A 24,774-nucleotide genomic window follows, 5' to 3' on the forward strand; every position below is an offset into this window, starting at 1 on the left:
TGGGTTTATACGGCGCTTCGTTGGGCGATCCAGCTGTTGTGGAGGCGGGTGTAGACGCCGCCGGCGTCGACCAGGTCCGCGTGTGGGCCTCGCTCGACGATCTCGCCGTTGTCGAAGACCAGTACCTCGTCGGCCGCCTCCGCGGTCGACAACCGGTGCGCGATGGTGACCGACGTACGCCCGGACATCAGTCGCTCCAGCGCCGCATTGACCCGCACCTCGGTGCCGGGGTCGACGGCCGATGTCGCCTCGTCGAGCACGAGTAGATCGGGGTCGGCGATGTTCGCCCGCACCAGCGCGACCAGCTGACGCTCACCCGCGGACAGCGACTCGCCCCGCTGGCCGACCGGCGACTGCAGACCGTCCGGCAGCGACTCCAGCCAGTCGGTCAGCCCGAGTGACTGGAAGGCCTCGAGCAACTGCTCGTCCGTCACTTCCGGACGCCCGAACCGCACGTTCTCGGCCAGTGGCGCGTCGAACAGGTACCCGTCCTGCGGCACCATCACGACCCGTTCCCGCAGCGACTCGAACGAGATCTCCCGCGCGTCCACCCCGTCTAGCCGGACCTCGCCGGCGGTCGGATCCATCAACCGGGTCAGCAGCTTCGCGAACGTCGTCTTGCCGGACCCGGTCTCACCGACCACCGCCACCCGCCGGTGCGGCTCGATCCGTACGTCGACATCGCGCAGAACCAACTCGCCTTCCGGGTAGGCGAAGTCCACGTCCGCGAAGTCGACCGTGATCGGACCGCGCGGCTGCTTCACCCCCGCATCGCCCGGGTCGACCACATCGGCCGGGGTCGCGATCACACCGAGCACCCGACGCCACCCGGCGAACGCGCTCTGCGCGTCGGTCAGCACCTGGGTCGCGATCTGCACCGGATCCGAGAACAGCGCGACCAGGAACATGAACGCGAGGAGCTCCCCCAATGTCGCCTGCTTGTCGACACCCAGCAGCACGCCGACCGACAGCACACCGGCGTTGGCCAGGCCCGCCGCCAGACCGCCGATCGAGAACGTCACACCGGTGAGCGCCTGTGCCCTGGTCGCGGTCCGCCGGTAGTCCTCGATCGAGGCGTCGATGCGGTCCTGGGTCCGCTTCTCGACCGCGTACGCGCGGACCACCTGTGCGCCGACCACGGGCTCCGCGATCGCGGACAGCATCTCGCCGACCTTCGCGCGGACCACACCGTAGGCCTTGGACATCGCGCGCTGCAGATACTTCAGGCTGGCGAACAGCGGGATGAAGCACCCCAGCACGACCAGGGCCAGCTGCCAGGAATAGAAGAACATCACCACGGTGGCGAGCAGCATCTGCCCGATGCTGACCAGGAAGATGAATCCACCGAACTGCAAGAATTGCGAGACCGTGTCCACGTCCGACGTGACCCGGCTGACCAGCGCTCCGCGCCGCTCCGTGCTCTGCGTCAGCACCGGCAGGTCGTGCACGTGCCGGAACGCCTTGATCCGCATCGTCGCGAGCCCGTGCTCCGAGTTGATCGCGAGCCGCACTGTCGTCAGGTACGACGCTCCCGCCGTGACCACGATGCCCAGCGTGCAGACCAGGCACATCCACGCGACGTACGAGATGTCCGGGCCGCCCGCACCGGACAGGCCCTTGTCGATCGTCTGCTGAACCGCGATCGGTACGACGATCCGCCCGGCCGTCATGGTCAGCGCGAGGATCCCCGTGACCCACCAGCCGTTGGCCAGCTCGGGCGAGACCTTCAGCCCCTGCCGCAACGTGTCCAGGCCACTCGCGTCGTCCGCATGGTCCAGCCGACTCGCTTCCGCCGCGCTCACGCCGACGCTCCTTCCGAATCGAGGTCTTCGATCTCAGCGGCCAGGTCCGCCTCTTCCTGGCGGCGCTCCGCGTCCTTCTCGTAGGCGTCGACCAGGTTGCGGTAGGCAGCCGACGTCTCCTGCAGGTCGGTGTGCGTCCCCTGCGCCGCGATCCGGCCCTCGTCGAGGAACAGCACCTCGTCCGCTAGCGAGATCGTCGCCTTCCGATAGGCGATCACGAGCACGGTCGTCGCCGCTTCGGCACCCTGGACCGCGGACCGCAGCCCGGCCAGGATCCGCGCCTCGACCTGCGGGTCCACCGCGCTGGTCGCGTCGTCCAGGATCAGCAGCCGAGGTCGCCGTACCAGCGCCCGGGCCAGGGCGATGCGCTGCCGTTGACCACCGGACAGCGTCGTACCGCGCTCGCCGACCTTGGTGTCCAGACCATGCGGCAGCCCCTTCACGAAGCCGTCGCCCTGGGCGATCCGCAAAGCGTCCCAGACGTCCTCGTCGCTGTAGTCGCCGCCGAGCGTGATGTTGCCGCGGATCGTGTCGTCGAACAGGAACGCGGTCTGCGCCACCAGCGCGACCGAGCCGGCCAGCTGGTCCCGGGCCAGGTCGCGCAGATCGACGCCGTCGAGCTTGATCGCACCCTCCTCCGGGTCGATCAGCCGGGTCAGCAGCGTGGTCATCGTGGACTTCCCGGAACCGGTCGGTCCGACCATCGCGACAGTCCGGCCGGGCTCGATGACGAAGTCCACACCGGCCAGTACGTCGCGCTCCGGCAGGTACCCGAACCGCACGCCGGCCACCTGCAACCGGGCCGCCTTCGCCGACGTCAGCACGGCATCGCCGTACTCCATCCCGCCCTCGGCGGTGAGCACCCGCTGGATGCGATCCCACCCGACGACCGAGCGCGGCAGCTCGCCGAGCACCCAGCCGAGCGCGCGGATCGGGAACCCGATCAGCGTGAACAAGAACGCGACCTGGACCACGTCACCCGCGTCGGCGCCGCCGGAGCTGACCCGGTAGACACCGACCAGCAGCACCCCGAGCACCCCCAGCCGGGGCAGGCCGTCGATCACCGGATCGAACATGCCGCGGGCCTTGTTCACCGCGATGTTCGCGTCCCGGAGCGCGTACGTCGGGGCGCGGAAGCGCTCGGTCTCGGCGCTCTCACGGCCCAGCGTCTTCACCACGAGCGCACCGTCGAACGACTCGTGCGCGACCTCGGAGACATCCGCCCGCAACTGCTGCGCCCGGGTGGCGAGCGGCTGCAGGTAGCGCTGGAAGATCACGTTCGCCAGGAACACCAGCGGAAACACCAGGCAGCCGACCAGCGCGAGCCAGACGTCGGCCGCGAACATCGCGACGGTCGCGAACCCGAGCATCGCGAGCACCCCGATCGCCATCGGCAGCGGAGCGATCACGAACCAGGTCGACTCGACGTCCGCGTTGGCGTTCGAGAGCAGCATGCCGGTCGAGTGCTGGTGGTGCCACTCGAGCGGAAGCTTCAGGTACTGCCGGGTGACCCGGCGGCGGTACGTCGCCTGCAGCCGGAACTGCATCACACCGGCGCCGAGCCGACGCCCGACCACGCCGATCGCGTTCAGGATCGCGATCCCGATGAACAACCCGATCAGCGAGGCGATCGCGGCGAAGGTGGTGTCACCACTCTCGAAGGCCGGCCGGAGCACGTGGTCGGTGGCCCAGCCGAGCGCCCAGCCGCCGGCCACCGTCATCGCGCCGTAGAGCATCGCGGCCAGCACGGACAGCGTGAAGATCCGCGGCTCCTCCCAGATCGCCACCCGCAGAACCGCGAGCCCTCTCCGGGTGACGCTGCCCTTGTCGGGGACCTTCGGCATGGGCAAGACGCTCTCCAGGACAGTCAGGTGCGAACACCGGGCATAGGCATGACAACGATTGACATTCTGCCACCCCGGCTCCCCCTCCTGTCTTCTGCTTTCCGTCCCTCCACCTGTGGCTGAGGGACGGAAACAGGAAGTTGCAACTGGTGATTACGATCGAGTTGTGACCGACTACAGCCGGGTAGAACGACTCGCTCTGTGTGATCTGTTCGACCAGTTGGGGCCTGACCAGCCCACGCTCTGTGAAGGGTGGGCGACGTACGATCTCGCCGTCCATCTGTATGTCCGGGAAGCGGATCCGATGGCCGGGCCGGGGATCATGATCCCGGCGCTGGCGGAGACCACCCAGCGGCGGATGAAACGGGCCAAGGAGCGCTACAGCTTCACGGAGGTGGTTGACAAGGTCCGCAACGGGCCGCCGCCGATCTCGATCTACGCGTTCCCCAAGTTCGGTCACCAGCTGAACACGACCGAGTACTTCGTGCACCACGAGGACGTCCGCCGGGCGCAGCCGACGTACGACATTCGCACACTGCCGGCCGATCAGGAGGCGGGACTGTGGAAGTCGATCCGGCTCGGCGCGAAGACGCTGATCCGAAGGGCGCCGAGCGGGATGGTGCTCCGGCTTCCGGACGGGACGACGTCCGTCGCTAAGCGGCCGACCGAGCTGGGGTCGGTGACCGTCACCGGGGCGCCGGCCGAGCTGGTCCTGTTCTGCATGGGCCGCCAGCAGGTGGCCGACGTGGAGCTGGACGGCGACGCGGAGACGGTCGAGCGGCTCCGCAGCGCCTCATTCGGAGTCTGATTTCGCGGCGGCCCGATTGCGCCGCGCCCGCTGGACCAGGCTGCTGAGCACGGTCACGAGCACGACGAGCACGATCGCCGCCAGCACGCCCTCCCACGGCTCGTCGAAAAGCGCATACCCGAGCAGCCCGATAGCCATGTAGACCGCGGCCCACAGCGACGACGCGGCCAGGTCCACCACCGCGAACCGCTCCCACGGGTACCCGGCCAGGCCGGCCGCGAGCAGCACCGGCACCCGGCCTCCCGGGATCAGCCGGGAGGTCAGCAGCACGCTGATCTCGTGCGCGTCCAGCCGGACCCGCAGTGCGTCGAGCGAGGCATTGTCGCGCAGCCACCCGACCCGCTTGGCCAGCCGTTCACCGCCGAACCGGCAGCCGGCATACACGATCAGGTCGCCGGCATACGCGCCGGCCATACCGGCGATCAGTACGCCGCCCAGCCCGATCGGATTGTTGTGCAGCGCGAGTACGGCGCCCGCCGAGACGGCCGCGCCGGTCGGGAGCACCGGCAGGACCGCGCCGACCAGCACCGCCCCGGCCAGCGCAATGAGGTACCACAGGTCGAACCGCGTGTCCCCACTCATCCACGTCCTCGCTTCGCTCCGGGCGCGGATGAGGCACGAGCGCACTGTGCAGGATGGTGAAACTCGCTGCGCTCGTTCACGGGGCATCCTCGGTCGACTCTCCTGGTGCGAGGAGCTCTACCGACACCTCGGGAGCCACTTCGGTCATCGCGGTCTTGAACTTGTCCCCCGGTGGCAGGAACAGCTCCGGCTTCAACCAGTCGCACCCGATCGGCCAGAACGTCCCGAAATGGATCGGGATCGCTCTCCGGGCGCCGACCAGGCGAACCGCTTCCGCCGCACGGACCGGATCCAGATGTCCTGGACCGAGCGACGGCCCCCAGCCGCCGACCGGCACCAGGGCCAGGTCGACCGGTCCGGCTTCCGTGGCCAAGTCGTCGTACAGGTCGGTGTCACCGGCGAACCACACGCTGGGCGAACCTTCCACCCGGTATCCCAGGGCCGGTCCGGCGTACGACGACCACGGCAGCCGGCGCCCGTCGTGAAGCGCGGTGACGACGGTGATGTCAAGCGACCCGATCCGGATCTGATTGCCCGGGGCAACTTCGATGCAGCGGTCCGAGAACGCGGCGCCGCTGTCCTGGTGGATCAGCTTGGCCGCGCCCCGGGGCACCACCAGCGCGGCGTCCGGCGCGACCAGCGGCAGCGAGCTGAGGTGGAGGTGGTCGGCGTGCATGTGCGAGACCAGTACGGCGTCACACTGGCCGGCCTCGGGCAGCGGAGCCGGTCCGCGCCGCCGGCGCACGTGCGCGATCCGCGAGGTCAGCACCGGGTCGGTCAGCAGCCGCGTGCCGTTGGCCTCGATGGTGGTGGTGGCGTGCCCCCACCAGGTGATCCGCACGCTTCAGGCCTCCAGACTCGACTCGACCGATTCCCGCAGGTCCTTGCGCTGGCCCAGCTTCTCCAGCCAGCTGATCAGCAGTTCGTGAACCGCGTCGGAGCCTACGGGAGGCTCCTTCAAGACCCAACGACTTGGGTGCACCAGGACCGCCTCGGTCTGCCAGCCGCCGATCCCGCCGTGGCATCCGACCAGCTCCTCGAACGCCGCCACCTCGTGGGTGTAGTCGTCCAGCCGGCTGACCACCACGATGTCGCCGTTGTGCGGCATCTCGGCCTGCCGCAGCATCGACGCCGGCGCGAACGGCCCGTACGGCGCCAGTGGGTCCTCCCCCTCGATCCGGCCGGACCGCAGCACCCGGACCCCGGCCCGCCCGATCGCGACCGGTCCCTCGGCCAGCGAGTCGACCACGATGAACCCGACCCCTGGGTGCGTCGCCAGACCGTTCACCAGCTTCGGGTGCAGCAGCTCGATCTCTTCGAGCGGCACCCGCCCCGGGGTGGTCGCGAGGTAGATCAGCGCGAGGTTGCCCGAAGCGGTGACCACGACCTGCTCATCGGCGGCGACCGGCGGCTCGCAGTCCTTCGGGCCGAGCTCGAACTCACCGCTCCTGGCCTTGCCGTGCAGGGCTCTGCGGGTGACGGTTCCGGCCACGCTCCGGCGCAGCGACAGCTCGGTCAGGAAGGCGTTCACCGGGCCCCAGCCCTCGGATCTCCCGACCGCCGCGACCGACTCCTTGGTGGTGTCGACCAGGTCGTCGACGACCTGGGTGAGCGTCCGGCCGTACCGCTGCAGGAAGGTCGAGCCCTGGCTCTGGCCGTGGTCGGACAGGACCACGATCTCGTACGAGTGCGGCAGGATGTCGATGATCCGCTGTAGCGCGCCGAGCACCCGGTCCAGACCCTCCAGCGTCTGCAGCGACTCCGGCCGGGTCGGGCCGGCGTGGTGCGCGACCTCGTCGTAGTCGACGAAGTCGCAGTAGATCACCGGGGTGCCCTTGACCAGTTCGTCGGTGATCAGCGAGACGTTGAGGTCGCGGAGCAGGACGTTGCTGATCGCCCGCAGGAAGATGTAAGACCCACCGCGCTTGACCCGTGGGACCAGGTGCCGGACCCGCTGCCGCCGGGCTTGGTGCAACTCCTTCACCATCTCGGCGAAACACAGGATGAGGCCGCGGGCCGCACCCTGCGGACTGGAGAAGAACCGGACATAGCCGCGGCTCCGGCTGTCCGGCAGGCCGGCCCGGCTGAAGACGAGTTCGCACTTGTCCGCGTCCCCGGACCAGTTGTTGCTGATGCTGACCCCGCCGTCGGCCAGCAGCCCCCGCCCGGTCGACATCCGCGTCTCGATCTCGGCGGCGTCCCGGCCACGGTTGGTCACCATCACCCGGCCGGTCTCCTTCTCGTACCACCGGAACGCGGGGATCTGCCCGGAGCCGCCGTGCAGGATGCCGGCCTGACTGGCCGGGGTGGTCGCCGGTACGCCGGTGTGCCAGCCGACCATCGAGTGCCGGCCGTCCCGGATCCAGCCGCCGAGGTTGGGCAGGTTCCCGGCCAGCACCATCCAGTTCAGCAGCGGCTCGGACAGCCCGTCGATCTGGATGATCAGCATCCCGGTCTTCGGCGCGGCCTCGATCTTCCGGGCCCGCCGGTGCACGACCCGCATCACCTCGGCGACGTACGCGTCGTCGGTGCCGGCGTACGCGACCCAGCCGACGAACGCGCTCACCGTCGACATCCAGATCGCGACCAGCAGTGGCGCCTCGACGCCGCCGTGCAGAGTCACGCCCGGATCCACGGTGATGCCGAGGTAGACGACGCCGAACTGCGACAGCAGTCCCCCGACGAGCACGCCGATCGAGCCGATCAGGATCGCGACCCCGGCCAGCGCCCAGCGCATCAGCATCGAGAAGACCGCCAGCAGCACGACCAGCCGCACGATCGGCAGCCGGCCGTCACTGCTGATCTGCGGCAGCGTCCAGAACACGATGATCAGCGAGATCAGCGAGGCCAGACCGCCGAGCAGCATCGCCCGCAGGCCCCGGCCGGTCCGGCGCAGGTCCAGCCAGACCGGCCGCGGACGTCTCCGCCGCCGGTCGCCGGACATCTGTTCTGGTGGTTTCGTCATCGCCCGCTTCGTGCTCCCGGTCGGTGCCGCTGTGCTCTACCGAGAGTACGAGGCGGGCCGCAGGGCCGGGGCACCACGCCACGCACCGGACGGGTGGTTCCCGGGTCAGAACCGGGGTCCCGCGGGGTGATCCCCTGACCCGGCAACCTCACTGCAACTCGAGGTAGTCAACCTCCGTGTAGAGGTCACCCTTCGTCAGGCGGATGGTGTTCCACCCGGCGTTGAGCGTCACCGAGACCGAGCTCTGCTGCCAGTTGTCCCAGCCGGTGACCGGGTAGCTGACCACGCCCTGACTGTTGCCGTTGACAACAAGTCCGTGGCTGGCGGTCGCGCCCGAACCGTTGGCGTACCCGACGTGCAGCGTGTAACCACCCGCGACCGGCGCGAAGAGCGAGTTCTCCACCCAGGAGTCGGCGTAGTCGATGTACGCGACCACCTTGCCGTCCGAGGCGCCGGCGGCGTTCGAGCGGACCGTGCAGTGGTTCAGCGTTCCGCGCTCAGCCTCGTACCGGACCCGGCTGCCCCGGACGACCGGGTAGTCGTTCGCCCACCCGACGTCGGCGACGTACAGATGCCGCGAGCCGTTCACCCAGCCGTGCCACCACGGCCGCCAGAAGTCGTCTGCGCATGTCACTCCTCAGGTGGGGCGGGTACCTGTGCGGAGAACTTTTCCATCGATTCACCTTCAGAGCGAGAGGTCAATCGCGCTGATCACTGGACCCGGGGCGATCGGGGGTGGAGACTCCCGCTAGTTGATTTCCGCCTGGGTTGAGGGAGTTTCTCGTGAAGTATTTACCGAGAGTGTCGGGGCGCGCGGTGGTCGCCTCCATCGCTGCAGTGGCGGCGGCCGTCGGTGGGGTGGTCTCCCAGTCGGCCGGAGCGCCGACCGCCGTCCAAGGGACGGCGCTGCAACAGCGGCTGGACAGCCTGCTGAACGACAGCCGGTACGACGGCTCGCAGGTCGCGCTGGTGGTCCGCGACGCGACGACCGGCGAGACGTTGTACGACCGGAACGGCGATCAGCGGATGCTGCCCGCGTCGAACACCAAGCTCTTCACGTCGACGGCCGCGATGCACGTCCTCGGCCCGTCGTACCGCTTCCACACCGACGTGCTGGCGACCGCGCCCGTCCGGGGCGGCAAGCTGCGCGGCGACCTGTACCTCAAGGGGTACGGCGATCCGACCGCACTGGAGTCCGATTACGTCGGACTGGCCAAGCAACTGAGCGCGGCCGGTGTACGCCGCGTCGACGGTGACCTGATCGCCGACGACACGTACTTCGACCACGTCCGGCTCGGTGACAGCTGGGCCTGGGACGACGAGCCGTTCTACTACAACGCCCAGATCTCCGCCCTCACGCTCGCCCCGAACACCGACTACGACTCGGGTACGGCGATCGTCGAGAGCCGGCCCGGAGCGGCGGCCGGTACACCGGTGAACCTCTCACTGGTCCCGGCGAACGGCGTCATCAAGCTGATCAACACCGCGACGACCGGCGCGGCCGGGTCGTCCAACACGCTGAACATCGAGCGCGATCACGGCACCAACGTCGTCCGGGTGACCGGTTCGGTCCCGCTGGGCGCCTCGGTCGGTCAGGAGTGGGTGACGGTGTGGGAGCCGGAGCTCTACGCGGCCGACGTCTTCCGCCGCGCACTGGCATCCCAGGGCATCCAGGTCAGCGGCCGGATCGAGAACGCCGCCACTCCCTCGACCGCCAAGCAGCTGGCCCGGGACGAGTCGATGACGGTCGGCGAACTGATGACGCCGTTCCTCAAGCTCTCCAACAACATGCACGCCGAGACGCTGGTCAAGGCGATGGGCGCGGTCGTCGAGGCCGACGGCAGCTGGTCGGCCGGACTGGGCGTCGTCACCGACTACGCCCAGAGCATCGGCGTCGACACCAGCCGGATCCGGCTCTCCGACGGCTCCGGCCTGTCCCGCAAGGTCAACGTCACAGCCGACAGCGTCACCGACGTACTGATCGGCGCCAAGAAGGAGCCGTGGTGGCAGCAGTGGTACGACGCGCTGCCGATCGCCGGCAACCCGGAACGCTTCGTCGGCGGGACGCTGCGCAGCCGGATGCTCAACACCCCGGCCGCCAACAACCTGCACGGCAAGACCGGCTCGCTGACCGGCGTGACGGCGCTGTCGGGTTATGTGAGCACCAAGGACGGCCGCAAGCTGGTCTTCTCGATGCTCAGCAACAACTACCTGGACAGCCCGCGCTCGATCGAGGACGCGGTCGGCGTCACGCTGGCCTCCTGGTCCGACCAGGCTCCCCCGGCGGCGGTGTCGCCGCAGAACCTGCGCTCTGCTCAGACCACCTGCGACCTCGAGTGGGAGAAGGCCTGCTGAGCTAATCCGTTCGACAGTACGGCGGTCGTTCACCACGATAGGTGAATGACCGCCGTCCTGCCGGATACCCACACCGTTCGCCCGCCGACGAAGGACGACGCGGAGGCGGTCTTCGCCCTGGTGTCCGCCTACAACACGGCCGTGATCGGCTTCGCCGACTACACCCTCGACGACATGGTCGACCAACTCACCGACCCCGGGTTCGAGCCCGCGACCGACGCCTGGCTGGTCTTCGACGGAGACCGGCTCGCCGGCTTCGGCATGGTCTCCGGCCGCGGCGACCACCGCCACCTCGATCTGGACGCCTACACCACCGACCCGGTGGTCTGGAGCTACCTCCTCGACCGGATCACGCGCCGGGCGGGCGAGTTCGCCACCCAGTACGGACACCCGGCGGTGCAGCTCGACGCCGTCGCCTATCGCGCCGACGAGGCCCGCCGGGATCGGCTGACGGACGACGGGTTCAAGCCCGCTACGACGTACCACCGGATGCGGATCGATCACGACGGTCCGGTCGCCGCGCCGGCGGTCCCGACCGGTGTCACGGTGCGCCGGGGAGCTCCGGACGAAGACAGTCAGCGGGCGGCGCACGCCGTACTGACGAAGACCTTCGAGGGGCAGTTCGGGTTCACGCCACGGACGTTCGAGGAGTGGCAGGTGGCGCACGAGAGCCAGTCGACGTTCGACTGGTCGATGACGACGCTGCTCGAGATCGACGGCCGGGCAGTCGCGCTGCGGGAGTGCACGGACCAGTTCGTCGAGGACGAGAACTGCGGCTACATCGGCCGGTTGGGCGTCCTCGAGGAAGCCCGTGGGAAGGGGCTGGCGACGTTCCTGCTGCGCGACCAGTTCGCCCTGGACGCCGCGGCCGGGCGGACCGGCACGATCCTGCATGTCGACACCAACAACCCCACCCCGGCGCTCGGCCTGTACCTCTCGGTCGGCATGCGGGCCGAGCTGGTGATGGACGTCCTCCGGCTCGAGGTCGACGCGGTATGACTCTGCCCGCCGGCCACACCGCCCGGCCGATGCGGCTGACCGACGCCGCAACGATCGCCGCGCACTCCGGCGACTACACGCGGGCCTTGCTCGGCTTTGCGAAGCACAGCCCCGAGGACGTCGCGAACTATCTGGGCGACCCCGGCTTCAACCCCGCGACGGACGGATGGGTCGTGCTCGACCCGGACGGCGGCTTCGCCGGATCCGCGACTGCCCTGTCTTCCGGCGACGGGTCGCGAGTGAACGTCGAAGCGCTGAGTGAGACGCCCGCGATCGTGATGTGGCTGCTTGATCGGGCCGCGCGCCGGGCCGTCGAGGTCGCGCAAGCCGCCGGACGAGCCGACGTGCTGATGAGCGTCGCAGTCATCCGCCAGGACGAGTTCCTGCGAGGAATCGTCGCCGCCCAGGGGTTCGAGATCGGTACCTCGATACATCGCATGCGCATCACCTTCGACGGCCCGGTCCCGCCACCCACGGCGCCGGACGGTGCAGTCGTACGGCGCGGGGCCCTCGACGAACCGAGTCGCCGGGCGGCGCACGCCGTACTGATCGAGGCTTTCAGGGGGCAGCCGTCGGCGTTGCCGCGGCCGTTCGAGGAGTGGGCGGCGTCGCGGGAGAGCCGATCGACCTTCGACTGGTCTCAGCTGACCACGGTTGAACTCGACGGGCAGGCAGTCGCTGTGACCGAGTGCAACGACAACTTCGTCAGCACCGACAACTGCGGGTACGTCGGCCGGCTCGCCGTCATCGAGGAAGCACGTGGCCGCGGGCTGGCCAAGTTCCTGCTGCAGAACGCCTTCGCCGTCGACGCGGCCGCCGGACGATCCGGCACCATCCTGCACGTGGACAGCAGCAACCCCACGCCGGCGGTCGCGCTCTACACCGGGGTCGGAATGCGGCCCGACCTGATCAGCGACATCTGGCGCCGGACCATCACTGTCTGAGGACGACTCGCTGACCGGTGCTGCCGGCGTACACCGTGCGGCCGTCGAGCGGACTCCGCAGCCTGATCCGCAGCGTGGTCGGCGCCCTGCTCCGCTGGGCGCACAGATGGCCTTCGTTCTGATCCGGTCCGACGCCGTACCGGTACGCCGCGACCCGGATCGACTGGTCGTCCTGGGACAGGATCCGGACGATGGTGTTCGGCGCGCACGGCTCGATCGCGATCTCGTCGGGCGCGACGTTCACGATGAGCACCGACGCGTCGCGAGGATCCGGGGTGACCGCTGTCACCGCGATCTCGCCACGCAGCAACAGCCGGATGGAACCGATCCTGAACTCCTGCGGCGGCGGACCGTCGTCCACCGCCTTCGGCGCCGGCACCGTGGGCGTCGGCTCCGGGGTGACCGGTTCACGCAGTGCCCGCGGGACCCCGATGCCCGCGATGATGCCGGCCACGACCACGACCGCCGCGACCGCGGCGGACACGACGTACTTTCGCCGGCGCCGCTCTCTGACGGCCTGCTCGACGTACTCGAACGGCGGCGCCTCGTCCGGTGTCTGTTTGTCGACGTACTCGACCAGACGGCTACGCATTCTCGGACACCTCCAGCAGCGGACCGAGCGCATGCCGGGCTCGGGCCAGCCGGGACTTCACCGTTCCCAGTGGGACTTGCAGTTCCTCTGCGATCTGCTCCACCGGCAGGTCCATGACGTGATGCAGTACGACGACCGCCCGCTGATCCGGCGTGATCCGGGCCAGCGCGGCCGCCACGTCGAAGGCGTCGCCATCCGGTCCCCGAACCGTTCCGGGCCGGCCAGTGAGCTTCGACAGCGCCCGGTGTGCGACCTGCTGCCGGCGCAGCCGGCTGATCAGCGCCCGGACCGCGACCGCCCGGACCCAGGCCTCCGGATCGTCGTACCGGCGGATCGAGTCCCAGCGGGCGAGGAGCTTCACGTACGCGTCCTGGGCGACCTCCTCGGCGTCGGCCCACGTTCCCCCGATCGACACCAGCACGCCGATCAGCCGCGGCCAGGTCCGCCGGTACAGCGCGGCCACGTCCGACACCAGCTCAGGGTCGTCCGGCACCCGGTACCACCTCCCCACCGCTCATTACACGGCTAACACGCGCGACCTGCCAGTCCGGTTCCGTCCGCCGCGGAGAAAGTCTCCGGGGTTGCCCTTCGGAGATCTGAGAGATTACTCTCGAAACATGTCTCTCAGAAATCCGTACGGCGATTTCGAGATCACCGACCCACAGGCCATGCGGGCGCTGGCGCATCCGGTCCGGCTCGCCGCGCTCAGCTACCTGCAGAAGAACGGCCCGGCCACCGCCACGCAGCTGTCCGAGCACGTCGGTGCCTCGCCGTCGGTCACCAGCTGGCACCTGCGGCATCTGGCGACTTTCGGCCTGGTGGTCGACGGACCACCACCGAGTGGGTCGGACCGGCGGCAGCGGTGGTGGAACGCGGTCGCCCGCGGGTTCCGGTACGCGATGCCGGACACCCCGGAGGGCACCGAGGCGGGCCGCCTGCTGCGGACCGAGATGATGAACCAGGCGCTCGAATCCGCCCAGCACTGGATCGCCGAGACCGAGCCCGTCCTCGATCCCGAGTGGAGCCGGCTGGCCGGATCCGCGAACACCCTCCTGATCCTCACGCCCGCGGAGGCCGAGGCGATCGAGTCCGCGATCGAGCAACTGCTCGCGCCGTACGTCCAGCGCCGCGACGCCGGCGACACACCGGCCGGCGCCCAGCCGGTCCGCTACCTCCGCATGTCATTGCCCGAAGCAACAAACTGAATCTCCTGGGGGGATCCCGTGAAGACTGATGCCGCCCGCAGTCTCTGGCACGATCGGCAGTTCCGGACCTTCTGGTCCGCGCAGACCGTGTCCGAGTTCGGCGACCGGATCTCCGAACTCGCGCTGCCGCTGATCGCCGTCACGCTGCTCGACGCCTCCCCCAGCCAGGTCGGCTTCCTGACCGCGGCGGTCTGGCTGCCGAGCCTGGCCAGTCTGTTCGTCGGGTCCTGGGTCGACCAGCGCCGGGACAAGCGGCCGCTGATGATCGCCGCCGATGTGTCCCGCACGATCCTGCTGCTCACGATCCCGGTGGCGTACTGGCTGGACCTGCTCAGCCTCGGCCAGCTCTACGTGATCGCGATCCTGGCCGGTACGGCGGGCGTCGTGTTCGGCACCGCGTACGCGTCGTTCTTCGTCCGGCTGGTCGACCGGGACCACTTCCTCGAGGCGAACGGCAAGCTGTCGGCGACCCGCTCGATCTCGTTCATGGGCGGCCCCGCGGTCGGCGGCGTACTCGTGCAATGGCTGAGCGCGCCGGTCGCGATCGTGGTGGACGCGTTGTCGTTCGTGTTCTCGGCGATCCGGATCAGCCGGCTCGACGTCCCACCGGGAGCGGCCGACGAGACGCCGGAGTCGCTGCTGTCCCGGGCCCGGACCGGGATGCGCTACCTGCTCAAGCACCCGTACCTGCGCCGCAGCCTCGGCTGCGCGACCACGGTCAACTTCTTCAACATGATCGGCATGGCACTGCTGGTGCTGTACGCCAGCCGCGATCTCGGACTCTCGCCTGGCACGATCGGTCTGGCCTTCGGGATCGGCTCGTCCGGCGGTCTGCTCGGCGCGGTCGCAGCCGGCCCCTTGACCCGGATCTTCGGGGCCGGCCGGGTGATCGCAGCCGGGACGATCATCTTTCCGGGCTCGATGGCGCTGGCGGTCCTCGCCCATGGGCCGGACTGGGTCCGCGCGGCGGTGCTGGCCGGCGGCATGTTCGTCGCGACGTTCGCCGTGATGTGTTTCGACGTACCGCTGAACTCACTGCAGGCGGCCGTCACCCACGACCACATGCGCAGCCGCGTCGCGGGCGCGTTCAGCAGCATCAACTACGGCGTCAGGCCGCTCGGCGCGGTCGTCGGAGGATTCCTCGGCACCTGGATCGGTGTCCGCGAAACCCTTCTCGTCTCCGCGGCCGGCGGCCTGTTGTCCGTGCTCTGGCTGGCCCGTTCACCGATCATCCGCACCCGCGACCTGGCCGGTCTGCAACCACCTCAGCTTTAGTCGTGCACGCTGCTGTCGACCAGGTCCTCGATCTCGTCGACCTTGGCGACGGTGCGCCGCAGCGGGACCTCCTTGATGAAGAACACGGCCACCAGGCTGACCAGGGCGCACGCGGCCGCGATCAGGAAGACCCGTCCGGTGGCGTCGCCGTACGACTGCCGCACCAGCTCGGCCAGCTGCGGCGGCAAGTGGTTGACGTCCAGCAGGCTCGTGCCGCCGGATCCACCGTCCTGCAGCTTCCGCGCCGCCTCGGCACCGCCGGGGCCGGCCAGCAGCCCCTGGATGATCAGGTCCTTGACCCGCGCCGCGAGTACGGCGCCCAGCACCGCCACGCCGACCGCACCACCAAGGCTGCGGAAGAACGAGACCGTGGCACTCGACGCGCCGATCTCACGGACGTCGACCGTGTTCTGTACGGCGAGGACCAGGTTCTGCATGGTCATACCCATGCCGAGCCCCATCGCCAGCATGCCGAGACCGGTGTACCAGTACGGCGTGGTGTGGTCGATCGTGCCGAGCAGGACCAGGCCGATGACCAGCAGGATGGCACCGCTGACCAGGTACCGCTTCCACTTGCCGTAGCGGGTGATCATCTGCCCCGAGCCGATCGACCCGAGGAACGAGCCGAGCATCATCGGGATCGTCAGCAGGCCGGCCTCGGTCGGGCTGTAGCCACGGGCGATCTGGAAGTACTGACCGAGGAACAGCGCGCTGCCGAACATCGCGACGCCGACCGCTACGCTCGCCACGATCGCCAGCGCGGTGGTGCGCTGCTTGACGACCTTCAGCGGAACCAGCGGCTCCGGGAACCGGCTCTCAACGACTACGGCGACGATGGCGAAGAGCAACGTGCCACCGACGAACAGCGCCGACTCCCACGAGATCCACGCGAAGTTCTGGCCGGCGAAGCTGACCCAGAGCAGCGGCAGGCTCGCGGCCACGGTGATCAGAATCGCGCCGAGGTAGTCGATCCGGACCTCACGCTTGAAGGTCGGCAGGTGCAGGTACTTCTGCAGGATCACCAGGCTGATCACGGCCAGCGGGACGCAGACGTAGAAGCACCAGCGCCAGCCCAGCCAGGAGGTGTCGACGATGACGCCGCCGATGAGCGGGCCGCTCACGGTCGCGACCGCGATCACCGCACCCATGTAGCCGGCGTACCGGCCGCGGTTGCGGGGCGGGATCGCCGCGCCGATGATGGCCTGCGCCAGCGCCATCAGACCGCCCATCGCCAGGCCCTGCAGGACGCGGGCACCGATCAGGAACGGCACGCTGTGGGACAGGCCGGCCAAAGCGGAGCCGACCACGAACAGCGAGATCGCCAGCTGCACCAGCAGTTTCTTGTTGATCAGATCGGCGAGCTTGCCCCAGATCGGGGTGGACACCGTGGTGGCCAGCAGGCTCGCGGTCAGCACCCAGGTGTACTGCGTCTGGGTGCCTTCGAGGTCGGCGATGATCGTCGGCAGGGCGTTGCTGACGATCGTCGAGCTCAGCATCGCCGTGAACAGCGCGGCGAGCAGGCCGATCAGGATCTCGAGGATCTCGCGATGGGTGAGTTCCGGTGCAGCGGGCAGGTGCTGCTGCCGGGTCTCCGTGACAGTCATCAGTCTCCAGTCGATTGGGGGCGCCGCACGCCCTGACCGGCCTCGGTGATGGCGTGCGCGATCCGCTGCATGGTGTCCGCAGCGGCCAGCAGCGCGTCGTCGTCGAGGTCCGCCAGGGCGGCACGAAGATGCTGGGTGTAGGACGAGTAGAGGGACTCCAACTGGGCCCTTCCGCGCGGCGCCAGGCTGACCAGCCCGACCCGGGCATCGGCCGGATCCGGCCGACGGCTCACCAGTCCGTCGGCCTCCAGGGCGGTCAATTGCCGGCTCACCACCGACGCGTCGACGCCGAGCTTGGTGGCGATCTCGCCGCCGCGCTGCTCGCCGTCGCGCAGCAGGACCTTGAGCACACTCGCGTCGGAACGGCGCAGACCGCCGTCGGGCATCAGGTGCCGATGTTCGATACAGCGCACGGCCCGCACCAATGAGCTGACACCTTCGAGCAGTTCCTGGGCCGACGCGTCCCGCTCTACCCCCGGGACAAGGGGTTGCTGAGCTAGTTGCATAACCCAACTATATATTGCGATAGTTGGTTTCTGCAACCATATGGCAGACTGGCCGGTTCCGTTTACGGAGTGTAAGTCTTCGGCCGAAACGACCCCCTTTTGGCGACTCTCCGTCTATCATCGCCCGGAAGGGGGCATTTGCTGGGGCGGTGCACCGAAGTCCAGGGGAGCGACTGAGGTGAGGCCATGATGGCCACGAGAATCGATCAAGGCCGGTTCGAGCCGACCGTCTTCGGCGCGGTACGCCGTTATCGCGTCATGGTGCTGATCATCAGTTTCCTGGTGGCAGCTGCCGCGCTGGCCTACTCGCTGGTGCAAGCGGAGGTGTACCGCGCGAGCGCCACGGTCACGGTCCCGCAGAGCGCCTCCGCCCAGAGTGAGGCCCCCGACCAGTACTTCGACAGCCAGGTGCTGCTCTTGCAGTCCCAGCGGGTGGCCGACCGCGCCGCCCGGATCGCCAACACGACCCTGAACGGCACCATGCTGTCCCCGGCGGACTTCAGCGGCCAGGCGAGCGCGTTGGTGATCACTCCACCGGAGCACGCCACGCCCGGCAGCTTCGGCTCGAGCATCGTCGCGGTCTCGTTCACCTGGCCCGACGCCATGGTGGCCCAGGCCGGTGTCAACGCTGCGCTCCAGGCATTCGACGAGGTGCGCTCGGCAGAGATCGCGACTCAGGGAGCGGCCTCCGTCGCCGCCGTCGAGCGAGCGATCCGGGACGCGCGGACCAAGGGCCAGCAGGCCGACCTGCTGAAGCAACGGGCCCAGACCCTGCTCAACCTGCAGGTGGATCTCGCCACCCATCCGACCATCGGCTGGGCACCGGAACCGCAGGTGCCGATCAACGGCAATTCGAAGCGGTCCGCGGCGATCGGGCTGGTGGCCGGGCTCGGGCTGGCTGCCGGGCTGGCGTACGCACGCGCCCGGCGCCACCGCTGCGTCGAGGGACCGGATGATCCGGCGGCGATCTACGACGCGCCACTCATCGGCGACATCCCGCCGACGCGGAACAGGATCATTCCCGGCCACACGGAGGCCACCGATCCCTTGCCGGTGGCCCGTGATCCGGACTCCCCTGCCGCCGAGGCGTTCCGGTTCAGCGCGGGTTCGGTCGAGCGGATTCGCGTCGGCCGCGACCGGCACCTGGTCGTCGCCTTCGTCTCCGCCGGCAGCGAGAGCGACCGGAGTACGGTCGTGGCCAACATCGCCCTCGCCGTCGCCGAGAGCGGCACGCCGGTTCTGGCGGTCGACGCCGACACCGGTGAGGGCGGCCTCACCGGCCTCCTGCTTCCCGGCAGCCGACCGGCCGACGGCTTCGGGCAAGTGGTGTCCGGTCGCTGCGCGGTGTCGGACTGCGTGGAGTCAAGCCCGCTCAACTCGGCCGTCGCCGTTCTCCCGGTTGGCTACGCCCGGGCGCGTCAGCCGTCCGGTGTGCCCTACCCGGAGGCCGTCGCGAAGCTGATCGCGGAAGCCAAGGAATCCTTCGAGCTCGTCCTCATCGACTCCCCCGGGCTGCTGCATGCCGCGACCGCGGTGGACCTGGTGCACGACTCCGACGCGGCCGTCCTCGTCCTCGGCCCCGGCGAGCCTGTCGACGACCACGTCACCGTCGCGGACCGACTGGACCAGGTCGACTCCGACGTCGTCGGTTATATCTACCGGCGCGAGCGCCGCTGGCAGAGGTTGGTACGCCGGCTGTGGAAGCCGGCAGCTCTCCGAGCCGGTGGACGGACGGAGCGAACGTCCGATCCCCACTTCACGTTCGGGCCGACCGGGGACACGCACTCGTCGGCGCGGCCGCCACGGGGGTGACGCGGGATGCCGTCGTCCTCCGGACGCCTCTGGGTCCTCTACGGCCGGTCGCTCGCGTTCCTCCTCGGCGGTTACCTGCTGTTCGACCGGGCGTTCGCGTACCTGCATCTGCCGGGGAGTCCGCTGTTCATCGGTGAGATGGTGCTCGGGCTCGGTGTGGTGGCAGCCCTCGCGTCCACCCGGTACTTCGTGGTGCCGCTCAGGGACGAGCCCGTGTTCGCGCTGCTCCTCGCCTTCGTCTTCTGGGGACTGATCCGCACGCTGCCCGGCGTGGGCACCTATGGGCTGGATGCCGTGCGAGACGCCGCGCTCTGGTACTACTGCCTGTTCGCGTTCCTGATCCCGGCCGCACTCTCCAGGTCTCCGGAGCTCCTCGACCAGATGATCGCCGGACTCCACCGGATCACCCCTTGGCTGCTGGTGTGGTTGCCGCTTGCACTCGTCCTCACGCCCTTCGCCGACGTCGCCCCGAAGGTGCCCTTCTCCACCGTGTCGGTGCTGTCGCGCAAGCCCGGCAGCGCGGCCATCGCGGCACTGATGGTGCTCGGGCTGATGTGGCTGATGCCCGGGAATCGCAGTGCCCGCAGCCGCGCGCTGTGGAGCCTTCCGGCACTCCTGGTGATCGCACTGGCCGCCACCCAGAATCGGGGTGGTCTCCTCGGAGTGATGGCGGGTGGAGCGATCGGACTGATGTTCATGCGCCACCCGTTGCGACTCGCGGGCCGCGTCGTGCTCGTGATGGTCGTCGGGCTGGGTGTGGCGTCGCTGCTGTCGCTGCAGGTGCCGACGCCCGGTGTCCAGGGCCGGGCGTACTCCGCCTCCCAGTTGATCGCCAACATCGAGAGCCTCACCGGCAAGGACTCCCCTGGAAACCTCGGTGGCACCGTCGAAGGCCGTCAGGACCTGTGGACCCGGATCCTCGACAAGCAGGTGAAGGACGGCCATCTCGTCGACGGCTCCGGCTTCGGGCAGAACCTGGCCGCCGAGGTGGGCATCTACGACGAGGGCAAGGAGACCCTGCGGAGTCCGCACAACTCGCACCTGCACATCATGGCCAGGCTGGGCCTGGTGGGCCTGTCGCTGTGGATCGCGCTGTGGGTGGCCTGGTTCTGGCGGATGATCGCCGGTTGCCGACGGCTGACGCGGCAGGGCCGGCACACCGAACGCCAGGTTGCCGTGCTGTCGCTGATGGTGTGTACGGCGGTGCTGGTGTCCTCCTTCTTCGACCCGCAACTGGAAGGACCACAGATCGCGGCCTTGTTGTGGACCATGTTCGGCATCGGGGTGACCGTGACTACGATTCGGCCGTGGTTCCCCGGCGTACGCGCGGAGTCTGAAGAGGCCACGGGGCAGCGCAGGGCGCGGCCGTGACGCGGCGGTGGACCGCGGTCGTCGTCGCGCTCGTGGCTGTCCTGGCTGCGTCGTCGTCCTGCACCCGCGAGCCGACCGAACGGCCCTCGCAGGCGAGGGCCGGCCTGGCCGGTCCGATCGGACCAGTCGGCCCGGTCGGACCGATTGCGAGGTCGTGTGAGGGTGTCACCGTCGAGCCGTCCGACGCCGTTCAACCCGTCATCGACGCGCATCCACCGGGAACGACGTACTGCTTCTCCCCCGGCAGCTACCGGCTGCGCGAACCGCTGCGGCCGAAGGCGGGCGACGCCTTGATCGGTCGTCAGGGTGCCGTCTTCAGCGGGTCGAAGGTCCTGACCGGCTGGCGGAAGACCGGGCGCGGCTGGTCCACGACGGGATTCCTGCCGACCGCCCCGGGCGACCACGGCAACTGCCGGCAGACGGAGCCGACCTGCACGTACGCCGAGGACGTCTTCGTCGACAAGCAGCGGCTGGACCGCGTGCGATCCCTGTCCAAACTCGTCAACGGCACCGTCTATGCCGACTACCGCACGAACACGATCACGATCGGCGACAATCCGTCGCGGCACCTGGTCGAGCAAGCCGTCGCACCCAGCCTGATTCGTACGACGGCCGACGACATCACGGTCGCCAACCTCGTCCTCGAGCAGGCCGCCAACGAGGCTCAGGTCGCCGCCCTCGAGAGCCGCCAGGTGACTCCGTACGCGATGGGGTCCGGCTGGCGGATCCTCCACAACGAGGTACGGCTCAACCACGGCGTCGGCCTGGGGATCGCCGACGGGGCCTTCGTGTCCGCCAACTTCGTCCATCACCAGGGCCAGCTCGGCTTCGGCGCCTGGGGTGCCGGAACGGTTGTCAACGGCAACGAGATCTCGTTCAACGGGACCGCCGGCTACGCGCAGGACTGGGAAGCCGGCGGCAGCAAGAGCTGGCAGACCGACGGCCAGTCCATCACCCGCAACAACATCCACGACAACCTCGGCCCGGGACTGTGGTCCGACGGCGGCGCCATCCACACCGAGTACGCCGCCAACCGCATCACCGGGAACTGGGGAGCCGGCATCCAGCATGAGCTCAGCTACGACGCCACCATCCGCGACAACGTGATCACCGGCAACGGCAAGGACCACAAGGGGTGGGCCTGGGAAGGCGGCATCCAGATCCAGTCGTCGGGCGGGACCGAACTCATCGAGGTCACCGGCAACACCGTCGCCCGCAACGCCAACGGGATCGTCCTCATCGACAGCGGAAACCGGGTCCACGAGTCGCCCGCCCCCCACGGTCCGCACCTCGTCCGGAACATCTGGGTCCACGACAACCGGATCACGATGGAGCCGGGCCAGACCAGCGGCGCCGTCCAGGACACCGGTGACACTGCGATCTACGGCCAACAGAACAACAATCGCTTCGAGAACAACACCTACTACCTGACCGACCTCGGCGGCCTGCACTTCTCCTGGCACGACACCGATCTCGACTGGGCCGATTGGCACGCGCTGGGTCACGACGCCGACGGCCGGGCCGAACGCGCGCCCCGCTGACCGACGTCAGCCCAGGTCGGTGTTGAGGCGGGCGAGGAGGCGTCCGAGGTCGGCGAGGTCGGTGGGGTTCCAGCGGGTGAGGATCGCGCGGAACTCGGTCTGGCGCTGGGCGCGCATCGCGTCGAAGCGCTCGGCTCCGGTGCTGGTGAGGCGGAGCAGCCGGGCGCGGCCGTCGTCGGGGTCGCCGACGCGTTCGATCAGGCCCAGGTTCTCGAGCTGGGTGATGCCGCGGCTGACCGTGGACTTGTCCAGGCCGAGGACCTGGGCCACGTCCGACGCACGGACCCCGGCGCCACCGCTCGCCGTACCGAGCTCGATCTGGGAGATCAGCGCGTAGCCGGCCGCGTCCATCTCGGGGTGCACCCGGCGGGCGAGCCGCAGCGAAGCGGACCGGGATCGGCGGAACAGCGCGGACAGTTGCTGCTCGATGTCCGCGACCAGCCGCTCGCCGTGCTCCGATCGTCCCGCCTCCGGCATCTGCACACTCACCGGACCACGATCCCGGCGTCGCGCAACGCCTTCTTGACGTCCGCGATCCGGAAGTCCCCGAAGTGGAACACACTGGCGGCGAGTACGGCGTCCGCCCCGGCCTCGACCGCGGGCGGGAAGTGCTCCGGCGCCCCCGCTCCCCCACTGGCGATCAGCGGTACGCCGACCACCTCGCGGACCGCCCGGATCAGTTCGAGGTCGAAGCCCTGCTTGGTGCCGTCGGCGTCCATCGAGTTCAGCAGGATCTCCCCCGCGCCCAGCTCACACCCGCGCTGAGCCCACTCGATCGCGTCCAGGCCGGCCGACCGACGGCCGCCGTGGGTGGTCACCTCGAACCCGCTCGGCTGCTCCGCGGAACGCCGTACGTCGAGGGACAGCACGAGCACCTGGTTGCCGAAACGGTGGGCGATCTCCCGGATCACTTCCGGCCGGGCGATCGCGCCGGTGTTGATGCCGACCTTGTCCGCACCGGCCCGCAGCAGCCGGTCCACGTCCGCCGCCTCGCGGACCCCGCCGCCCACGGTGAGCGGGATGAACACCTGCTCGGCGGTCCGTCCGACCACGTCGTACGTCGTCTCGCGCGAGCCCGAGGACGCGGTGATGTCGAGGAAGGTGAGCTCGTCGGCGCCCTCCGCGTCGTACACCTGGGCCATCTCGACCGGGTCCCCGGCGTCCCGCAGGCCGGTGAAGTTCACACCCTTGACCACCCGCCCGGCATCGACGTCCAGACAAGGGATCACGCGCACGGCAAGAGTCACGCGGAAAGGGTACCGACTCGAACCTGGCAAACCCGGTCGTCTCCGAAATCTAGTTGCATTGCAACTAGATGCCCTGCAACTATCGGATCTTCCCTACGAGAGGACCACAATGCGCACCACTCTGATCGCCGCGCTCGCCTTGGCCGCCGCGGCGCTCGTCACGTCGCCGGCGCAAGCCAAGCCTCGCGACCCCACCTGGTCGGCTGCCTGGGCGACGGCGATGCAACGTCCCACCCCGGCGACCGGCAACTGGAGCACGGCCGGCTTCGATCACCAGACGATCCGGCAGACGGTCCGGCTCAGCACGGGCGGCCGGAGCCTGCGGATCCGGCTCTCGAACCAGTACGGCACCAAGCCGCTCCACCTCACCGGCCTGACACTCGGCGAACGGCACCTGACGGCGACCTTCCACGGCTCACCGCGGACCACCATCGCGACCGGCCGGACGATCAGCTCGGACCCGCTGGAGGTCGCGACCACCGCCGGCGAGCAACTCACCATCTCGCTGTACGTCGAGGGCGCCACCGGGCCGGCCACCTTCCACGAGGACGGCCTCACTACGACGTACGTGGCCGACGGCAACCACCTGTACGACGACGCGGCCGGTGGCGAGACCAGTCACTCGGTCTACTACCTCACCGGCGTCGACGTGACCGGCGCGACGGGCACTGTCGTCACGTTCGGCGACTCGATCACCAACGGACACAACTCGACCGCCGGTGCCGATCACCGCTACTCCGATGCATTGGCACAGCGGCTCCGGACGCGTCGGCTCGGTGTGGCCAACGTCGGTATCACCGGAAACCTGCTGCTCAGCGAGTTGCCATGCTTCGGCGCGCAGGGCGTGTCCAGGTTCGATCGCGACGCCCTGGGGCAGCCGGGGGTTCGCACCGTGATCGTGGAGGAAGGCGAGAACGACATCTGGGACAGCGAGCACAACTTCGGCTGCGGCGTCACTGCGAGGGTCACCGCGGAGCAACTCATCGGCGGTTACCGCCGCATGATCGCCGCCGCGCACGCGCACGGTGTGCGGATCGTCGGCGGCACGATCACGCCGTTCAAGGCCGACTACATGGAACCGGCCGAGTTCGCCCGGGCGGAGGCCATCCGCGACCAGGTCAACCACTGGATCCGCACCTCAGGCCAGTACGACGCGGTCGCCGACTTCGCCCTGGCCGTCGGTGATCCGGCGGACGGGCAGCGGCTCGACCCCGCGTACGACTCCGGCGATCACCTGCATCCGAACGACGCAGGCTACGCGGCACTGGCCACTGTCGCCGCCTGCACCATCTGACCGTTGCGTCCGAAGATCTGCGGCTGAT

Annotated in this window: 22 protein-coding genes; 10 read left to right on the top strand and 12 right to left on the bottom strand. The window is 69.2% G+C overall.

Going from position 1 to position 24,774, the window contains the following annotated elements; all coding sequences use genetic code 11:
- Nucleotides 1–5 precede the first annotated feature (5 nt).
- Entirely contained in the window at nt 6–1,802 is a 1,797-nt protein-coding gene (locus ACXC9Q_RS24490) for an ABC transporter ATP-binding protein (protein ID WP_457058993.1), read from the bottom strand.
- Nucleotides 1,799–3,646 carry an ABC transporter ATP-binding protein gene (locus ACXC9Q_RS24495; protein WP_457058994.1) on the bottom strand — a complete coding sequence of 616 codons (1,848 nt, stop codon included), beginning with the start codon at nt 3,644–3,646 and terminating at the stop codon, nt 1,799–1,801. The genes ACXC9Q_RS24490 and ACXC9Q_RS24495 overlap by 4 nt, the downstream gene beginning before the upstream one ends.
- A gap of 166 nt (nt 3,647–3,812) precedes the next feature.
- On the opposite strand from ACXC9Q_RS24495, the gene ACXC9Q_RS24500 reads away from it, so the two are divergent.
- Nucleotides 3,813–4,454 carry a TIGR03085 family metal-binding protein gene (locus ACXC9Q_RS24500; protein WP_457058995.1) on the top strand — a complete coding sequence of 214 codons (642 nt, stop codon included), beginning with the start codon at nt 3,813–3,815 and terminating at the stop codon, nt 4,452–4,454.
- Here ACXC9Q_RS24500 and ACXC9Q_RS24505 read toward each other — a convergent pair.
- From ACXC9Q_RS24505 to ACXC9Q_RS24520, 4 genes are all read right to left on the bottom strand, one after another.
- Nucleotides 4,440–5,036 (bottom strand): DedA family protein, encoded by a 597-nt coding sequence (locus ACXC9Q_RS24505; RefSeq protein ID WP_457058996.1) that lies wholly within the window; start codon nt 5,034–5,036, stop codon nt 4,440–4,442. The two genes, ACXC9Q_RS24500 and ACXC9Q_RS24505, sit on opposite strands and share 15 nt — an antisense overlap.
- Before the next feature lie 76 nt (nt 5,037–5,112).
- A complete protein-coding gene (locus ACXC9Q_RS24510; RefSeq protein WP_457058997.1) occupies nt 5,113–5,877 on the bottom strand; it encodes an MBL fold metallo-hydrolase in 765 nt (254 codons plus the stop codon).
- A 3-nt stretch (nt 5,878–5,880) separates the two neighbouring features.
- Entirely contained in the window at nt 5,881–8,001 is a 2,121-nt protein-coding gene (locus ACXC9Q_RS24515) for an alkaline phosphatase family protein (protein WP_457058998.1), read from the bottom strand.
- A 148-nt stretch (nt 8,002–8,149) separates the two neighbouring features.
- Entirely contained in the window at nt 8,150–8,635 is a 486-nt protein-coding gene (locus ACXC9Q_RS24520; RefSeq protein WP_457058999.1) for a CBM35 domain-containing protein, read from the bottom strand.
- A 149-nt stretch (nt 8,636–8,784) separates the two neighbouring features.
- On the opposite strand from ACXC9Q_RS24520, the gene dacB reads away from it, so the two are divergent.
- From dacB to ACXC9Q_RS24535, 3 genes are read left to right on the top strand one after another with little or no spacing between them, the layout of a single operon-like run.
- Nucleotides 8,785–10,356: a D-alanyl-D-alanine carboxypeptidase/D-alanyl-D-alanine endopeptidase gene (gene dacB, locus ACXC9Q_RS24525; RefSeq protein WP_457059000.1), complete on the top strand. Its 1,572-nt coding sequence runs from the start codon at nt 8,785–8,787 to the stop codon at nt 10,354–10,356.
- A gap of 45 nt (nt 10,357–10,401) precedes the next feature.
- Nucleotides 10,402–11,355, top strand: coding sequence for a GNAT family N-acetyltransferase (locus ACXC9Q_RS24530; protein ID WP_457059001.1), 954 nt, complete (start codon nt 10,402–10,404; stop codon nt 11,353–11,355).
- Nucleotides 11,352–12,299 carry a GNAT family N-acetyltransferase gene (locus tag ACXC9Q_RS24535; RefSeq protein ID WP_457059002.1) on the top strand — a complete coding sequence of 316 codons (948 nt, stop codon included), beginning with the start codon at nt 11,352–11,354 and terminating at the stop codon, nt 12,297–12,299. Before ACXC9Q_RS24530 ends, ACXC9Q_RS24535 begins: the two co-directional genes overlap by 4 nt.
- On the opposite strand, the gene ACXC9Q_RS24540 is transcribed toward ACXC9Q_RS24535, so the two are convergent.
- Together ACXC9Q_RS24540 and ACXC9Q_RS24545 are read right to left on the bottom strand one after the other, a co-directional pair.
- Nucleotides 12,289–12,891, bottom strand: a complete 603-nt coding sequence (locus tag ACXC9Q_RS24540; RefSeq protein WP_457059003.1) for a hypothetical protein — start codon at nt 12,889–12,891, stop codon at nt 12,289–12,291. The two genes, ACXC9Q_RS24535 and ACXC9Q_RS24540, sit on opposite strands and share 11 nt — an antisense overlap.
- The gene (locus tag ACXC9Q_RS24545; protein WP_457059004.1) at nt 12,884–13,384 is read right to left on the bottom strand and encodes an RNA polymerase sigma factor; all 501 of its coding nucleotides are present in this window, start codon (nt 13,382–13,384) and stop codon (nt 12,884–12,886) included. Before ACXC9Q_RS24545 ends, ACXC9Q_RS24540 begins: the two co-directional genes overlap by 8 nt.
- 124 nt (nt 13,385–13,508) lie before the next feature.
- Between ACXC9Q_RS24545 and ACXC9Q_RS24550 the strand changes: the two genes are divergently transcribed.
- Both ACXC9Q_RS24550 and ACXC9Q_RS24555 read left to right on the top strand, forming a co-directional pair.
- Nucleotides 13,509–14,096, top strand: a complete 588-nt coding sequence (locus ACXC9Q_RS24550) for an ArsR/SmtB family transcription factor (protein ID WP_457059005.1) — start codon at nt 13,509–13,511, stop codon at nt 14,094–14,096.
- 18 nt (nt 14,097–14,114) lie between these two features.
- Entirely contained in the window at nt 14,115–15,371 is a 1,257-nt protein-coding gene (locus ACXC9Q_RS24555) for an MFS transporter (RefSeq protein ID WP_457059006.1), read from the top strand.
- Here the strand turns inward: ACXC9Q_RS24555 and ACXC9Q_RS24560 are convergent.
- Together ACXC9Q_RS24560 and ACXC9Q_RS24565 are read right to left on the bottom strand one after the other, a co-directional pair.
- Entirely contained in the window at nt 15,368–16,975 is a 1,608-nt protein-coding gene (locus tag ACXC9Q_RS24560; RefSeq protein WP_457059007.1) for an MDR family MFS transporter, read from the bottom strand. The two genes, ACXC9Q_RS24555 and ACXC9Q_RS24560, sit on opposite strands and share 4 nt — an antisense overlap.
- Nucleotides 16,975–17,481 carry a MarR family winged helix-turn-helix transcriptional regulator gene (locus tag ACXC9Q_RS24565; RefSeq protein WP_457059008.1) on the bottom strand — a complete coding sequence of 169 codons (507 nt, stop codon included), beginning with the start codon at nt 17,479–17,481 and terminating at the stop codon, nt 16,975–16,977. Before ACXC9Q_RS24565 ends, ACXC9Q_RS24560 begins: the two co-directional genes overlap by 1 nt.
- A 186-nt stretch (nt 17,482–17,667) precedes the next feature.
- Between ACXC9Q_RS24565 and ACXC9Q_RS24570 the strand changes: the two genes are divergently transcribed.
- From ACXC9Q_RS24570 to ACXC9Q_RS24580, 3 genes are read left to right on the top strand one after another with little or no spacing between them, the layout of a single operon-like run.
- Nucleotides 17,668–19,293, top strand: coding sequence for a Wzz/FepE/Etk N-terminal domain-containing protein (locus ACXC9Q_RS24570; RefSeq protein ID WP_457059009.1), 1,626 nt, complete (start codon nt 17,668–17,670; stop codon nt 19,291–19,293).
- 6 nt (nt 19,294–19,299) lie between these two features.
- On the top strand, nt 19,300–20,664 hold the full coding sequence (locus ACXC9Q_RS24575) for an O-antigen ligase family protein (protein ID WP_457059010.1): 1,365 nt from the start codon (nt 19,300–19,302) through the stop codon (nt 20,662–20,664).
- On the top strand, nt 20,661–22,205 hold the full coding sequence (locus ACXC9Q_RS24580; protein WP_457059011.1) for a right-handed parallel beta-helix repeat-containing protein: 1,545 nt from the start codon (nt 20,661–20,663) through the stop codon (nt 22,203–22,205). The genes ACXC9Q_RS24575 and ACXC9Q_RS24580 overlap by 4 nt, the downstream gene beginning before the upstream one ends.
- 6 nt (nt 22,206–22,211) lie before the next feature.
- On the opposite strand, the gene ACXC9Q_RS24585 is transcribed toward ACXC9Q_RS24580, so the two are convergent.
- Together ACXC9Q_RS24585 and hisF are read right to left on the bottom strand one after the other, a co-directional pair.
- Nucleotides 22,212–22,694 carry a MarR family winged helix-turn-helix transcriptional regulator gene (locus tag ACXC9Q_RS24585; protein ID WP_457059012.1) on the bottom strand — a complete coding sequence of 161 codons (483 nt, stop codon included), beginning with the start codon at nt 22,692–22,694 and terminating at the stop codon, nt 22,212–22,214.
- Nucleotides 22,691–23,452, bottom strand: a complete 762-nt coding sequence (gene hisF / locus ACXC9Q_RS24590; protein WP_457059013.1) for an imidazole glycerol phosphate synthase subunit HisF — start codon at nt 23,450–23,452, stop codon at nt 22,691–22,693. The genes ACXC9Q_RS24585 and hisF overlap by 4 nt, the downstream gene beginning before the upstream one ends.
- Before the next feature lie 109 nt (nt 23,453–23,561).
- Here hisF and ACXC9Q_RS24595 point away from each other — a divergent pair, with 109 nt between their 5' ends.
- On the top strand, nt 23,562–24,746 hold the full coding sequence (locus ACXC9Q_RS24595) for an SGNH/GDSL hydrolase family protein (protein WP_457059014.1): 1,185 nt from the start codon (nt 23,562–23,564) through the stop codon (nt 24,744–24,746).
- The last annotated feature ends 28 nt before the right edge of the window (nt 24,747–24,774 follow it).

The sequence above is a fragment of the Kribbella sp. CWNU-51 genome (assembly GCF_054073265.1).